General features: G+C 74.4%; 10 protein-coding genes, 5 tRNA genes and 1 riboswitch. Of the genes, 6 read left to right on the top strand and 9 right to left on the bottom strand.

Annotation, left to right across the window (positions count from 1 at the left end; all coding sequences use genetic code 11):
* Window positions 1–6: 6 nt before the first annotated feature.
* Window positions 7–175: riboswitch (cyclic di-AMP (ydaO/yuaA leader) on the bottom strand.
* 282 nt (window positions 176–457) lie between these two features.
* From QQY24_RS17000 to QQY24_RS16990, 3 genes are all read right to left on the bottom strand, one after another.
* Window positions 458–1654, bottom strand: coding sequence for a PP2C family protein-serine/threonine phosphatase (locus QQY24_RS17000; RefSeq protein ID WP_301973538.1), 1197 nt, complete (start codon window positions 1652–1654; stop codon window positions 458–460).
* 213 nt (window positions 1655–1867) lie between these two features.
* Window positions 1868–1941, bottom strand: a tRNA-Met gene (locus QQY24_RS16995).
* Between the two features lie 77 nt (window positions 1942–2018).
* The gene (locus QQY24_RS16990) at window positions 2019–3152 is read right to left on the bottom strand and encodes a dihydrofolate reductase family protein (RefSeq protein WP_301973537.1); all 1134 of its coding nucleotides are present in this window, start codon (window positions 3150–3152) and stop codon (window positions 2019–2021) included.
* Window positions 3153–3226: 74 nt separating this feature from the next.
* Here QQY24_RS16990 and QQY24_RS16985 point away from each other — a divergent pair, with 74 nt between their 5' ends.
* On the top strand, window positions 3227–3754 hold the full coding sequence (locus QQY24_RS16985) for a MarR family winged helix-turn-helix transcriptional regulator (protein ID WP_301973536.1): 528 nt from the start codon (window positions 3227–3229) through the stop codon (window positions 3752–3754).
* A gap of 472 nt (window positions 3755–4226) precedes the next feature.
* The gene (ribA, locus tag QQY24_RS16980) at window positions 4227–4874 is read left to right on the top strand and encodes a GTP cyclohydrolase II (protein WP_301973535.1); all 648 of its coding nucleotides are present in this window, start codon (window positions 4227–4229) and stop codon (window positions 4872–4874) included.
* Window positions 4875–4988: 114 nt separating this feature from the next.
* Here the strand turns inward: ribA and QQY24_RS16975 are convergent.
* From QQY24_RS16975 to QQY24_RS16955, 5 genes are all read right to left on the bottom strand, one after another.
* A tRNA-Lys gene (locus tag QQY24_RS16975) sits at window positions 4989–5061 on the bottom strand.
* A gap of 100 nt (window positions 5062–5161) precedes the next feature.
* Window positions 5162–6676, bottom strand: a complete 1515-nt coding sequence (locus QQY24_RS16970) for an amino acid permease (protein WP_301973534.1) — start codon at window positions 6674–6676, stop codon at window positions 5162–5164.
* A 213-nt stretch (window positions 6677–6889) separates the two neighbouring features.
* Entirely contained in the window at window positions 6890–9133 is a 2244-nt protein-coding gene (locus tag QQY24_RS16965; RefSeq protein WP_301973533.1) for a DEAD/DEAH box helicase, read from the bottom strand.
* Between the two features lie 299 nt (window positions 9134–9432).
* Window positions 9433–9942: a hypothetical protein gene (locus tag QQY24_RS16960; protein ID WP_301973532.1), complete on the bottom strand. Its 510-nt coding sequence runs from the start codon at window positions 9940–9942 to the stop codon at window positions 9433–9435.
* 105 nt (window positions 9943–10047) lie between these two features.
* A complete protein-coding gene (locus QQY24_RS16955) occupies window positions 10048–10398 on the bottom strand; it encodes a metallopeptidase family protein (RefSeq protein ID WP_301973531.1) in 351 nt (116 codons plus the stop codon).
* 98 nt (window positions 10399–10496) lie between these two features.
* Here QQY24_RS16955 and QQY24_RS16950 point away from each other — a divergent pair, with 98 nt between their 5' ends.
* The 4 genes from QQY24_RS16950 to QQY24_RS16935 all read left to right on the top strand — a co-directional run bounded on the left by QQY24_RS16950 (window position 10497) and on the right by QQY24_RS16935 (window position 12475).
* On the top strand, window positions 10497–12113 hold the full coding sequence (locus QQY24_RS16950) for a metallophosphoesterase (protein ID WP_301973530.1): 1617 nt from the start codon (window positions 10497–10499) through the stop codon (window positions 12111–12113).
* Window positions 12114–12193: 80 nt separating this feature from the next.
* Window positions 12194–12266 (top strand) — tRNA-Glu (locus tag QQY24_RS16945).
* A 36-nt stretch (window positions 12267–12302) separates the two neighbouring features.
* A tRNA-Asp gene (locus QQY24_RS16940) sits at window positions 12303–12377 on the top strand.
* Between the two features lie 24 nt (window positions 12378–12401).
* Window positions 12402–12475, top strand: a tRNA-Phe gene (locus QQY24_RS16935).
* A gap of 117 nt (window positions 12476–12592) precedes the next feature.
* Here the strand turns inward: QQY24_RS16935 and QQY24_RS16930 are convergent.
* Window positions 12593–12988 (bottom strand): hypothetical protein, encoded by a 396-nt coding sequence (locus QQY24_RS16930; RefSeq protein ID WP_301973529.1) that lies wholly within the window; start codon window positions 12986–12988, stop codon window positions 12593–12595.
* Window positions 12989–13125 lie beyond the last annotated feature (137 nt).

Genomic DNA, 13125 nt, shown 5'->3' with positions numbered 1-13125 from the left:
CGGGCGTGCTCCTTTCCTTCCTCCGCCTACCGGGTTAGCTGACGGGTTCGGAGCAGGAAGGTCTCCTACGCGCGTATACCTGTCGTGGACTCGACGAGTTCACGACGGCATCCGCGTGATTCACCCCAAGGTGGTGGTTCCCCGGTTCCCTCGCGGGATTCGGCGCGTGCGCGCGGAGCCGTCTCTTGTGACGGCTGGGACGACCGCGCTGCGTTATCGAACGTTAATAGACCCTGCCGCCAGATTCCAAGCCGTTCGGCCCACTCGTTGACGTTTCCGGGGTGGACGTACGCGCCAGGAAGGGAGGAAGGCGGGCGAGTCGACCACCGTTCAGGAGTCCCGGCGGTTTTGACGGTTACTCAGATGTGATGCGCACGGCTGCCGAACGGTCACAGGGCGTGACGATCCTCCGTGCGGCCGTGCGGCCGTGGCCGTCGTACGGCCGGGCGCCGTGCGGTCAGGGCCGTCGTACGGCGAGGAGCGCCATGTCGTCCGTCATGCCGCCCGCGGAGTGCCGGCGCACCTCGGCGGCGAGCCGGCCGAGGAGGGCGCCCGGGTCGGGGAAGACGCGGCCCGCGAGCCGCAGCTCGGGGTCGTAGAACCGGCCGCGGGCGTCCCGCGCCTCGGACAGGCCGTCGGTGTACAGCAGCAGGGTGGCGCCGCGCGGGAAGCCGGCCTCCACCGCACGGTCGGGCCACCGGCCCAGGTCGCCCATGCCGAGCGGCAGCGCGGGCTCGGGCACGGTCAGGCTGCGCAGGGTGCCGTCGGCGTGCAGCAGCAGGGGCGGCGGGTGGCCGCGGCTCACGATGCGGACGCTCGCCCCGCCGTGCGGGAGTTCGGCGAGGACGGCGGTGGTGAAGCCCTCGAAGGCGTCGGTCCCCTGCCGTCGGGCGCCCTCTCGGGCCAGCGCCCGCTCCAGCCGTTCGGCCACCGCCGCCAGCGAGGGCTCCTGCTCGGCGGCCTCCCGGAAGGCCCCGATCACCACGGCGACGACCGCGACCGCGCCCATGCCCTTGCCGCGCACGTCACCGACGATGAGCCGCACGCCGTGCGGGCTGTCCTGGACCGCGTACAGGTCGCCGCCGATGGAGGCGTCCGCCTGCGCCGCCTCGTAGCGGGCCGCGACGTCGAAGCCGCCGATCCGGGCCGCGGGTTCGGGCAGTACGGCCCGCTGGGCGGCCTCGGCGATCTCGCGGGCGGAGGCGAGCCGGCGGTCGCCCCGGCGCACGACGCGGTTGATGGCGGCGGCCAGCACGGCGACCGTGGCCACGGTGACGACCCCGGTGGCCGCGCCGGCGTCCGCGCGCGGGCCGGCGTGGGCGTGCACGGCGGCGGTGATGGCCAGGGCGGCCAGGCCCGTGAGGACCGTGGCGCGCAGGGAGGACAGCGGCGCGGCGACCAGGGGGGCGGCCGTGAGGGAGGGGACCGCGACGAAGCCGCGCGGGACGAGGAGGGCGGACAGGATCCCGCCGGCGATCAGCAGCGCGGGCAGGGCGCGGGCCAGGGCGCGCGGGGACGGGCGGCGGCGGCGGGGAGGACGGCCGGTGTCCGGCGGGACGGGCGAGGGCCCGGCGTGCGGACCGGGACCGGGGTCGCCGGGCAGCCCGTCACCGGCCCTGGCGTACCGGCTCTCGTCCACCTCACCAGGGCGCACCGCTCGTCTCCCGTGTCCTCGACGTGGCTCCAGCGTGGCGGGGGCGGGGAGGGCGGGCGAGCGCTGTGGGCCGAGTGGACGACCGACTGTGACGCACGCCACTCCTCACCCTCCCGGCGGGCCGGGAGCGCGCGGGAAGGGGGTCCGCACGGGGAACAGCACAAACACTCAGGGCCGGGATCCATGTACTGGATCCCGGCCCTGAGCCTTCAGTAGCGGGGACAGGATTTGAACCTGCGACCTCTGGGTTATGAGCCCAGCGAGCTACCGAGCTGCTCCACCCCGCGTCGTTGTGTCTCAAGCATACGCCATCCGCGGGGGTGGTCGCACACGGCTTCCCCGGGAGCGCCTCCCGGGTGCCCGGTCAGCCCAGCAGGTGGGCGTTGGGCGCCTTGGCCGGTGCCTCGTACTCGGGCAGCAGGACGACCCGCGCGCCCGCGTCCGCCAGGACCCCGGCCCCGTCGGCCGCCGTCACGAAGGTGTCCGGCTCCCGCCAGGCCGTGACCACCCGGCGCACGCCCGCGCGCAGGATCAGCTCGGCGCAGGGCGCGGGCCGGGAGGCGCGGCGGGAGCAGGGCTCCAGACTGCTGTAGACCGTGGCGCCGGCCAGTCGCGGGTCCGCCGGGGAGAGCTTGGCGAGGGCGGCCTCCTCGGCGTGGACCACGGGGTCACCGCCCTCGCGGGAGTGCCCGCGGGCCAGCTCCGTGCCGTCGGCGGCGACGACCACCGCGCCGACGCTGAACGCCGTCCGCGAGGGCGGGCACAGGGCGGCCAGGTCGCAGGCGGTGCGCAGCCAGTGCCGGTCGGCGGCGGCGGGCAGGGGGCCGGCCCCGGGGGCGGTGGGCTCGTAGCGCATGAGGACGACGTCCTCGATGCGGCGGGTCTCGACGAGGCGCAGGCGGCCGGCCTGGTACGCCCCCGGGCCGAACAGGCGCGGCGCGGCCGGGTCGCCGACGAACAGCGGGGCGAGGACCAGCTGGAGTTCGTCGGCGAGCCCCTGCTGGAGGAGCTGGGTGTGGACGGTGCCGCCGCCCTCCACCATCAGGCGCCGCACCCCGCGCGCGTCGTGCAGGTGCTCCAGCAGGGCGCGCCAGTCGAGGCCGGGGCCGAGCGGGACGACGTCGGCGGTGCGGCCGAGGGCGCGGGCGGCCCGCGCGGCGCCCCGGTCGGTGGTGTAGACGAGCTTCTCGCCGCCCGTGTGCCAGAAGCGCGCGTCCGGGTCGAGGTCGCCGGTGGCGGTGACGGTGACCTTCAGCGGGTACTCCGGCTCGCCCGCCGCCACCCGGGCCGCGCGGCGCTCGGCGGAGTTCACCAGCAGGCGCGGGTTGTCGGCGCGCAGCGTGCCGGCGCCGATCAGGATGGCGTCGGCCGAGGCCCGTACCGCGTCGACGCGGTCGAAGTCGGCCGGGCTGGAGAGCAGGAGCCGTTCGGGGCCGGTGTCGTCCAGGTGGCCGTCGAGGGAGACGGCGGCGGACAGCAGGACGTACGGCAGGGACATCGGCGCTCTCTCCACGGGCTGGCGGACTGACCGGACTGTTTGGTTCAAGTTTTAAGCAAACCTACACTGGTGGCATGACGACCCGCTGGCTCACTCCCGAGGAGCAGCGCGCCTGGCGCGCCTACCTCGCCGCCTCCCAGTTGCTGGAGGACGCGGTCGACCGGCAGCTCCAGCGGGAGGCCGGCATGCCCCACCTGTTCTACTCCGTGCTGGCCCACCTGTCGGAGGCGGCCGGCCGGCGGTTGCGCATGACCGACCTCGCCGAGAGGCTGAAGATCACGCGCAGCAGGCTGACGTACGCGGTGACCCGGCTGGAACGGGACGGGCTGGTGCGCCGGGAGGACTGCCCCGGGGACGGGCGCGGCAGCCTCGCGGTGCTGACCGACGAGGGGGCGGCCACCCTGGAGCGCACGGCACCCGGCCACGTGGCGACGGTCCGCACGGCCCTCTTCGACCGGCTCACCCCCGAGCAGGTGCGGCAACTGGAGGAGATCTGCGCCGGGGTGGCACGCGGACTGCAGGGCGATGACGCGGGCGGCACCCCGGAGGGGGTCCCGTGGCGCCGCCGCTCCTCCCCCTGCCCACCCCCACCGCCCCGCTAGGCCCCGCCGCCCCGGCCACTCCCGCCCTTCCCGCCACTCCTGCCCTTCCTGCCGCTCCCCGCCCCTCCTGCCGCTCCCGCCGTCACACGGCCGGGGACGTACGCGGCACGGCGGGTCCCGGCGCGGTCTGACGGCGGACCGGCCGACGTCGGGGGCAGCCCCCCCCCCTCGCCGACCCCGGTCACGACCACGACCACGACCACGAACGCCCACACCGCCCGGATCGCCCGGATCCGCATGGGCCCGCATGGGCCCGCACCACTATGGCCGCGGGTCGCACCGCGGCCGTGGCGGGAGGGCGTGGCGATCCAGCGGCAGGCCTTCCGACGTGCCGCCGGGCCCGTCGGCGGGCGTGCCGGGGCAACGGGGGACCATCATCGCTTTAATTTTCAAGCATGAGGTAGGGTCCCCGACCGGAGGTCTGCTTCAAACCTGAAGCAGATGGCCGCAGAACACGGATCCGGAGGCCCCTATGCCCGACATCCCCGCCGCCACGCCGCGCGCCCGCGTCCGGGTACCGCTGCGCTTCCACGACGGCTACCGCGTCGACGCCGAACTCGTCACCTTCCACGGCCTGGTCGACGGCCGCGAGCACGTGGCCGCCGTCCTCGGCGACCCCGACCCCGGCGCCGTCCTGCTGGTCCGGCTGCACTCGGAGTGCCTGACCGGGGACGTCTTCGGCTCGGCCCGCTGCGACTGCGGACCCCAACTGCGCGAGGCGGCCGAACGGATCGCCGGCCGCGGGGGCGTCCTGCTCTACCTCCGCCAGGAGGGCCGCGGCATCGGTCTCTACAACAAGCTCGACGCCTACGCCCTGCAGGACCAGGGCCTGGACACCTACGAGGCGAACGCCGCTCTCGGCCTGCCGGAGGACGCCCGCGACTACACGGCCGCCGCGCAGATGCTGCGTGCCCTCGGCGTCGGTGAGCTGGACCTGCTGTCCAACAACCCCGACAAGGCCGAGCAGTTGCGCGCCCTCGGCGTCACCGTGCGCGACCGGGTGCCGACCGGTGTCTTCACCACGGCCCACAACGTCCGCTACCTCAGGGCGAAGGTCCTGCAGACCCGGCACACACTGCCCCTGGACGAGCTGACCGGACTGACGAGCCGACCGGGATGACCGGGCCGGCGGAGCTGCGGGCGGGCCGCGCGGGACGGGAACGGCGCCCGAGCCGGCCGAAGCCGACGCGGGCGCCGCACGGCGGTCGGAGGGACCGCCCCTCCTCCGCAGCCGTAGGCCCTGTGGGACTCGAACCCACAACCAATGGATTAAAAGTCCACTGCTCTGCCAATTGAGCTAAGGGCCCAGGCACTGTTGCCTGTCCGAGCATAACCGGAGCAGGCCCGGTCTCCGATCGGGTATCGGGGTCCCGGCCGCGTCGGGTGACGGACCGGGGCGGGACGCGGTCACTTTTCGGCCGATTCGGGAGCGGGCTCGGGGGCGCGGCGGAGGAACCAGTGGCGCGCCGAGGCCAGCCACCAGGCCGCGGCGAAGCCCAGGACGACCAGGACGGCGAACGGGGCGTAGTTGAAGGTCTTCCAGGTGACCGGGGAGACCTGCGGGAGCATGAAGAGGACCGTGATCACGGCGACCCAGGCCACCGACACCGTCCCCACCGGACCCGACCAGCGCCCCAGGTGCCAGGGGCCGCGGGCGAAGGCGGTGCCCCTGCGGAGGCGCAGGAACGTCGGGATGACGTAGGCGATGTAGAGGCCGATCACCGCGATCGACGTCACCGCCGCGTACGCCGTCGAGTTGATGAGGTAGGGCAGGCCCAGCGCCAGGGCACCCAGCGCGGCCAGCCAGACCGCCGCCACGGGGGTGCGGGTGCGCGGGCCGACCGTGTGCCACACGCGGGAGAAGGGCAGCGCGCCGTCGCGGGAGAAGGCGTAGATCATGCGGCTGTTGGCGGTCACGGAGGCCATGCCGCAGAAGAGCTGGGCACCGATCACCACGAGCAGGAGCAGCCTGCCGGCCGTGGCACCGAGGGCGTCCAGGAGGATCTGCGCCGGGGGCGCGCCGGTCGGGGAGGCCAGTTCCCGGTCGTACGACTGGATGGCGAAGGTGAAGCCGAGGAGCAGGACGAAGCCCGCGATCCAGGACGTCCAGATCGAGCGGACGATGCCCTTCGGGCCCGCCGTGGACGCGTCGCGGGTCTCCTCGGTCATGTGGGCGGAGGCGTCGTACCCGGTGAAGGTGTACTGGGCCATCAGCAGGCCGAGCAGGGCGACGTAGGGGCCGCTGCCCCAGCCCGTCTCGTTGACGAATGCGGTGAACACGAAGGACGCCGACCGGTGGTGGTCGGGGACCAGGACCAGCGCGCCGACGATGACCGCGACCCCGAACACGTGCCACCACACGCTCACGGTGTTGAGGAACGCCACGATGCGGACGCCGAAGGTGTTCAGCAGGCCGTGCAGCACCAGGATGGCCGCGAACAGCAGCACCGTGCGGCCGGGGGTGACCCCGAAGCCGAACTGGAGGTTCAGGTAGGCGCCGAGGAAGGAGGCCGCGCCGAAGTCGATGCCGGCCGTCACCGCCACCTGGCCCAGCACGTTGAACCAGCCCGTGAACCACGCCCAGACCGCCGCCGAACGGGGCGGCGCCAGACGGTGCGCCCAGAAGTACAGGCCCGCCGACGTGGGGTACGCCGAGCAGATCTCGGCCATCGAGGCACCGACGAACAGCGTCATCAGGCCGACCACGACCCAGCCCCAGGTGATCACCGCGGGGCCGCCGGTGACCATGCCGAAGAGGTACAGGGTCAGGCAGCCCGACAGGACCGAGATGATGGTGAAGGAGACCGCGTAGTTCGAGAACGCCGACATGCGGCGGGCCAGGACCTGGGTGTAGCCGAGCTGGGCGAGCCGCTCCTCGTCCGAGGGGCCCCGGGCGCCGTCCGCTCCCGCGTCATCCGTCATGCACCCAGCGATTCCCTTACCGGAGGCGTGACATGCGTCACGGCGGGTCCGGGATGAACGGGTGACCGGCGGGCGGCCGGCGGACCGTTCGCGGAGCCGGGCACCCGTCTCACGGCACAGGGCACCGCCGGGTACGGCACAGGGCCCGCACGAACGAGTCGTACGGGCCCTGTGAGCCGGGGCCGGCCGGGTCCGGCCGGGCCCTGGCAGGCGTCAGCCGTTGCGCTTCCAGCGCGGCTTGTCCTCGCGGCGGCCGAAGGAGCCGGTGCCGCGGTGGTCGTCACGACGGCCGTAGGGGCGGTCGTGTCCGCCGGGGCGGAAGCCCGGGCGGTCGTCCCGGCGGTCGCGGTTGAACGGGCGGTCGCTGCCCCGGTGCCCACCGCGCTCGTCGCGGCGGAAGCCGCCCCGGTCGTCACGGCGCTCGAAGGAACGGCCACCGCGGTCGGCCCCGGTCCGGTCGGCGCGGTCGCGGTCGAACGGACGGCGCTCGTCACGGTCGAACGGACGTCGGTCGTCCCGGCGGTCGTCGCGCCGGTCGTCACGGCGCTCGAAGGAACGGCCGCCCCGGTCGTCACGGCGCTCGAAGCCGCGGCCACCGCGGTCGGCGCGGTCCCGGTCGAACGGACGGCGCTCGTCACGGCGCTCGAAGGAACGGCCGCCCCGGTCGTCACGGCGGTCGAAGCCGCGCTCGCCCCGGTCCCGGTCGAACGGACGGCGCTCGTCACGGTCGAACGGACGGCGGTCGTCCCGGCGGTCGTCGCGCCGGTCGTCACGACGTTCGAAGGAACGGCCGCCACGGTCGTCACGGTCCCGGTCGAACGGACGGCGCTCGTCACGGCGGTCGTCGCGCCGGTCGTCACGGCGCTCGAAGCCCCGCCGTTCGCGGCGCTCGTACGGCGCCGCCGCCGGACGCTCCTCGCGCACGGTCTCCACCGCCGCCGCCACCGGCTGCTCGGCGACCGGTGCCTCGGCCGCGGGCTGCTCCACGGGCGCCTGGACCTCGGCCACCGCCGCCCCGGGCTCCTCGCCGCGCTCGCGGGCGGCCCGGGCGACCAGCCGGTCGGCCTCCTCGCGCAGCTCGGTGGCGCGGCGCTGGGCCCGCTCCAGCTCCTTGGTGAGCTGGGCGACCTCGCGCTCGGCCTGCTGGGCCGCGTTGTTCGCGGACTCGGCCTGCACCTCGGTCATGGACCGGGCGCCGGTGATCTCGGCGACCTCCGGGTCGAAGGCCGCGCCGCCCTGGACGATGTGCCGGGCCGCGTCGACGCCGGCGTCCTCCATCAGGCGGAAGATCTGGCGGCGCTGGTGCGGCAGCGACAGGGAGACGACCGTGCCGGTGCGCCCGGCGCGTGCCGTGCGGCCGGCCCGGTGCAGGTAGTCCTTGTGGTCGCCGGCCGGGTCCACGTTCAGGACCAGGTCGATGCCGTCCACGTGGATGCCGCGCGCGGCGACGTCGGTGGCGACCAGGACGTTGACGTACCCGTCCTTGAAGTCCGCCAGGGTCCGCGTGCGCGCGCCCTGGGTCATGCCGCCGTGCAGCGCGTCCGCCTTCACGCCCGCGTCCCGCAGCTGCTCGGCGACGCGGTCGGCGCCCAGCTGGGTGCGGACGAAGATGATCGTGCGGCCCTTGCGGGAGGCGATCGCGGCCGTGACCGGCGCCTTGTCCTTGGGCTTCACGATGAGGATGTGGTGCGACATGGTCGTCACCGCGCCCTGGGCCGCGTCCACCTCGTGGGAGGCGGGGCTGTGCAGGTAGCGGTCGACCAGGGTCTTGATCTCGTTCTCCATGGTCGCGGAGAACAGCATCCGCTGGCCGCCCGCGGGGACCTGGTCGAGCAGCTCGGTGACCTCGGGCAGGAAGCCGAGGTCGGACATCTGGTCGGCCTCGTCCAGGACGGTGATCCGCACGTCCTCCAGGGAGCAGGCACCGCGGTTGATGATGTCGCGCAGCCGGCCCGGGGTGGCGACGAGGACGTCGACGCCGCGCTCCAGGGCGTAGATCTGGTTGCCCATCGACGTGCCGCCGCAGACGACCTTCATCTTCAGGCCGAGGACGTCACCGTAGGGCTGGAGCGCGTCGGCGACCTGCATGGCCAGCTCGCGGGTCGGGGTGAGGATGACGGCGCGGGGCCGCTTCCGCTCGGTGCGTCCGCCGGCCAGCAGGGCCAGGGTCGGCAGACCGAAGGAGAGGGTCTTGCCGGAGCCGGTGCGGCCGCGGCCGAGGATGTCCTTGCCGGCCAGGGCGTCCGGGATGGTCGCCGCCTGGATCGGGAAGGGGGCGGTGACGCCGTTCTGCGCGAGCTTGCGCACGATGCCCTCGGGCAGGCCGAGGTCGGCGAAGGTGGTCTGGGGGGTGTCAGCGGTCTCGGGGACCTCGGTGACCTCGGTCGTCGTCTCGACGAGTGCGGTGTCGATCTCGTTCTCGGACACGACGATCTGGTCAGTACTGGACACGGACATGCGTATGTGAAACCTTCCGGAGTCTCTTCGGCACGCGCCCGTCAACTCCGTGATTCGCATACGACCGCCTCAATGCGGTCCGCCACGGCAAGGGAGAGTACGCGCCACACGGCGCGCTCTGCGGTGGCGCCGGGCAAATGGGATCAAACGATCTGCCACCATACGCACTCATCCCCCCTGAAGGCAAACCGGGTCCCGTCGTCCCAGGTCAACACGTGTTCGGGGCCACGCGGTCCGGGTCGCGCCGCCGGGCCGCACCCCCGGGTCGCACCCCCGGGTCGCGTCCATCGGCCGGGCCTTCACGCCGGCCTCCCCGCCGCCGGTGCCGGCTCCCGCTGGACCAGTTGCGGCGCCGGGTCCTCGTGCGCCGAGGACGACGGCTCGGCCGACGGCGGCGGGGAGGCCGGCGGGGGCGGGGTGGGCGCCGGCGGCTCGGGCGGGGCCGAGGTCACCGGCGGGAGCGGCTGCCGCTCCGTCGGCGCCGGGTCACCGGGCCGGACGGTCGCCCCCGCCTTCGACGGCGGCGCCGATCCGGTGTCCGCGCCGGACGGCGCGGCCTCGGTCGGCGCCGGCTTCGCGGGCTTCGCCCGGCCGCGGCGCCCGTGCCCGCCGACGCCCGGCGGGCCGATGTCGCCGGCACCGCCGACGCCCTTCACCGGCACGTCACCGGGCGCGTCGACGGCGTGCCGCCCCGCCGAGTGCGAGGGCCCGGCCCGGCCGGCGTCGTCGCCCACGTCCACGCAGCCGGCGGCAGCCGAGAGGGCCAGCACCGTGACGGCCAGACGAACGGGTACGTACAAGGGGCGCACGCGGCCACCTCCGCAGGGCAAGGGACAGGAGTCAACCTCCCCAACTCCCGCCGCGCGCAGGAGGACACGCGCCCCGGCCGAAGCGGACCCCGGCCGGTCCGCCCGTCAGCCGTACCCGAGGGCGTGCAGCCGGGCGTCGTCGATGCCGAAGTGGTGGGCGATCTCATGGACCACGGTGACCTCCGTCTCGGCGACGACCTCCTCCCGCGTCCCGCACATCCGCAGCGTCGGCCCCCGGTAGACGGTGATCCGGTCCGGCAGCACGCCCGCGTACCACTCCCCCCGCTCGGTCAGCGGGGTCCCCTCGTACAGCCCGAGCAGCCCGGGATCGCCGGCCGGCGGTTCGTCCTCGACGAACACCGCGACGTTGTCCATCAGCCGCGTCAGCTCCGGCGGGATCCGGTCCAGCGCCTCGGCGACCAGTTCCTCGAACTCCTCGCGCGTCATTTCCAGCACACCGCCATTGTCGGGCACGGCACCGCCGCAGGGGCGCGGCGAACCGGTGCGTACCGGCACCCCGCATGTCCCGGTGGGGCCCCGGGCATACGGCAGCAATGGCCCGCGTCCCCGCCGCACCCCCGGACCACACGCCGAACAGGACCTGGAACCGCCTGCGCCGCCCCCGCACGGCCACCCGCCCGAGCGCCCCCGCCCGCGGGGCGGTCCGCCCCCGGCGCGGCCCCGGGCCCGGCGCCCGGCCCCGCGCCTGGCCGAGCGCCCTCGGTCTCGGCGCGGTCGTGGTCGTCGGCGCCTGGCTGGGCCTGCTGGTCGTGGGGAGCGTACGCACCCCCGTCGGCCCCGTGAACACCACCATGGCGCTGCGCCCGTCCCTCACCGGCGGCACCAGGATCAACGTCCCGCCGCTGGGCGCGCTGAGCCTGGACAGCCACGTCGCCCCGGTCCGCCTGGACGTCGACGTCGACCAGCTCGACCCCCTGCGCGCCCAGGCCCTGGTCGACCACCCCGAACGCCTCTCCGGGCTGCAGGACGAGGTGGCGCACGACGTCGGGCACGGCGCGCTCGACCTGGCCCTGCGCTCCTGCGTCGCGGTGGTCTCCGGAGCCACGGCCCTCGGCCTCGCCGTCTACCGCCGCCCTCGCCGCGCCCTCGCGGCCGGCGGACTGGCCCTCACCCTGCTCGCGGCCTCGGGGGCGTCGGCGTACGCCACCTGGAACCCGAACTCGGTCCTGGAGCCCCGGTTCTCCGGGCTGCTCTCCTCCGCGCCGTCCCTGGTGGGCGACGCGCGCAGCATCGTCACCGAGTTCGACGTCTACCAGGAGGAACTGGCACGCCTGGTGACGAACGTGACCAAGCTGTACGACGTCACGTCCACGCTCCCCGCCTACCGCCCCGACCCCTCCACCATCCGGGTCCTGCACGTGTCGGACATCCACCTGAACCCCGCCAGCTGGAAGATCATCGCCTCGCTGGTGGAGCAGTACGAGGTGGACGTGATCGTCGACTCCGGCGACACGATGGACCACGGCACCGCGGCGGAGAACGGCTTCCTGGACCCCGTCGGGGAACTGGGCGTGCCCTACGTCTGGGTCCGCGGCAACCACGACTCGCTCAGCACCCAGCGGTACCTGCGGCGCATGAAGAACGTGCACGTCCTGGACGACGGCCGCGCGGAGACCGTCGCCGGCCTGCGCTTCGCCGGCATCGGCGACCCGCAGTTCACCCCCGACCGCTCCGCGCGGCCCGGCGGCGGCGCGGCCGAACGGCTGGCGGGCGACCGGCTGGCCACCGCCCTGCGCGACCAGCGGGCGGCCGGCACCCCGGTGGACGTGGCCGTCGCCCACGAGCCCTCGGCCGCCCGCGAGACGGACGGCACGGTCCCCCTGGTCCTGGCCGGGCACCTGCACCACGAGGGCACGGAGGTCCTGCCGTACGGCACCCGGCTGCGCGTCGAGGGCTCGACCGGCGGCAGCGGCCTGCGCGCGGTGGAGGGGGAGCACCCGGACCCGATCGAGGCCTCGATCCTCTACTTCGACCGCGCCGGCCACCGTCTGCAGGCCTGGGACTCGATCAGGCTCGGCGGGCTCGGTCTGGCCACGGCCGAGGTCAGCCGCCACCTGCCCGAGGAGAACCAGCCGGGCGCCACGCCGGGCCCGACGGCTCCGGCGGGTCCGGCGGGTCCTTCGCGGCGGCCGTCCGCCACGGCTCCGTGAACCGTTTTGGCGATCCCCCCCGCCATCCCATATGCTTCTCACGTCCCCGACGCGCTGAGAAGCGCCCAGGCGGGCCGATAGCCCTCATCGTCTAGCGGCCTAGGACGCCGCCCTTTCAAGGCGGTAGCACGGGTTCGAATCCCGTTGGGGGCACGCATCACCGTGTGCGACACTGTTGCACGCACGCTTGGTCCTGTGGAGCAGTTTGGAGTGCTCGCCACCCTGTCAAGGTGGAGGCCGCGGGTTCAAATCCCGTCAGGACCGCTGAGGTTCCACCTGGAACCTCGTGGCTGGGTAGCTCAGTTGGTACGAGCGTCCGCCTGAAAAGCGGAAGGTCGCCGGTTCGACCCCGGCCCCAGCCACCGCTGCCCTAACAAGGGCGAGGGTCCCCCTCCAGTACGCATGGAGAGGGACCCTTCTGCTTTCCCCGGATCCCGCCGTCGGCACGCCGGCGGCCCTCCGCGGGGGCCGCCGCGCCGTCACCTGACCTCCAGGGCCTCCCGGGCCAGCTCGACGAAGCTCAGGTGGTGGTTCTGGAAGCGCCGGTAGGCGCGGTCGTACTCGGACCGCGGCTCGTCGTCGGCGTCGTGCAGCCGGACCAGCAAGTGGTGCGTGGCCACCGCGCTGCCGCTCAGCGCTCTGGCGGCCCGGGCCACTGCCGTGGGTCCCTCCAGGAGCACGTCCCTGCTGGCCCTGGTCACCTCGTTCAGCCGCGCACGGCAGTCGACCTTCATCCGGCCCATGGCCTCGATCCGTTCGGCCCTGTCGGCGGTGCGGTCGATGTCCTCCATCTTCCAGAAGACCTCGGAGAGGGCGTGCACCGCCGCGCTCAGGTCCTTGTAGGCGGCACGCCTGCGGTCGCGGGCTTCAGCCATGTGATCGGCCCGAGCCTGCACCTCCGCCTGGACCCGCGCCGAGTGCGCGTTCCCCTGACTGGTCACCCAGCTGGCCCCCAGGGCCGTGGCCCCGGTCGCCGCGGCGACCCACCAACTCCCGTCCCCCATAACGGCAG

Source organism: Streptomyces sp. TG1A-8 (assembly GCF_030499535.1).
GTDB lineage: Bacteria > Actinomycetota > Actinomycetes > Streptomycetales > Streptomycetaceae > Streptomyces.
Note: the sequence above shows the minus strand (reverse complement) of the source record. Positions and strands in the feature narration are given on the sequence as shown.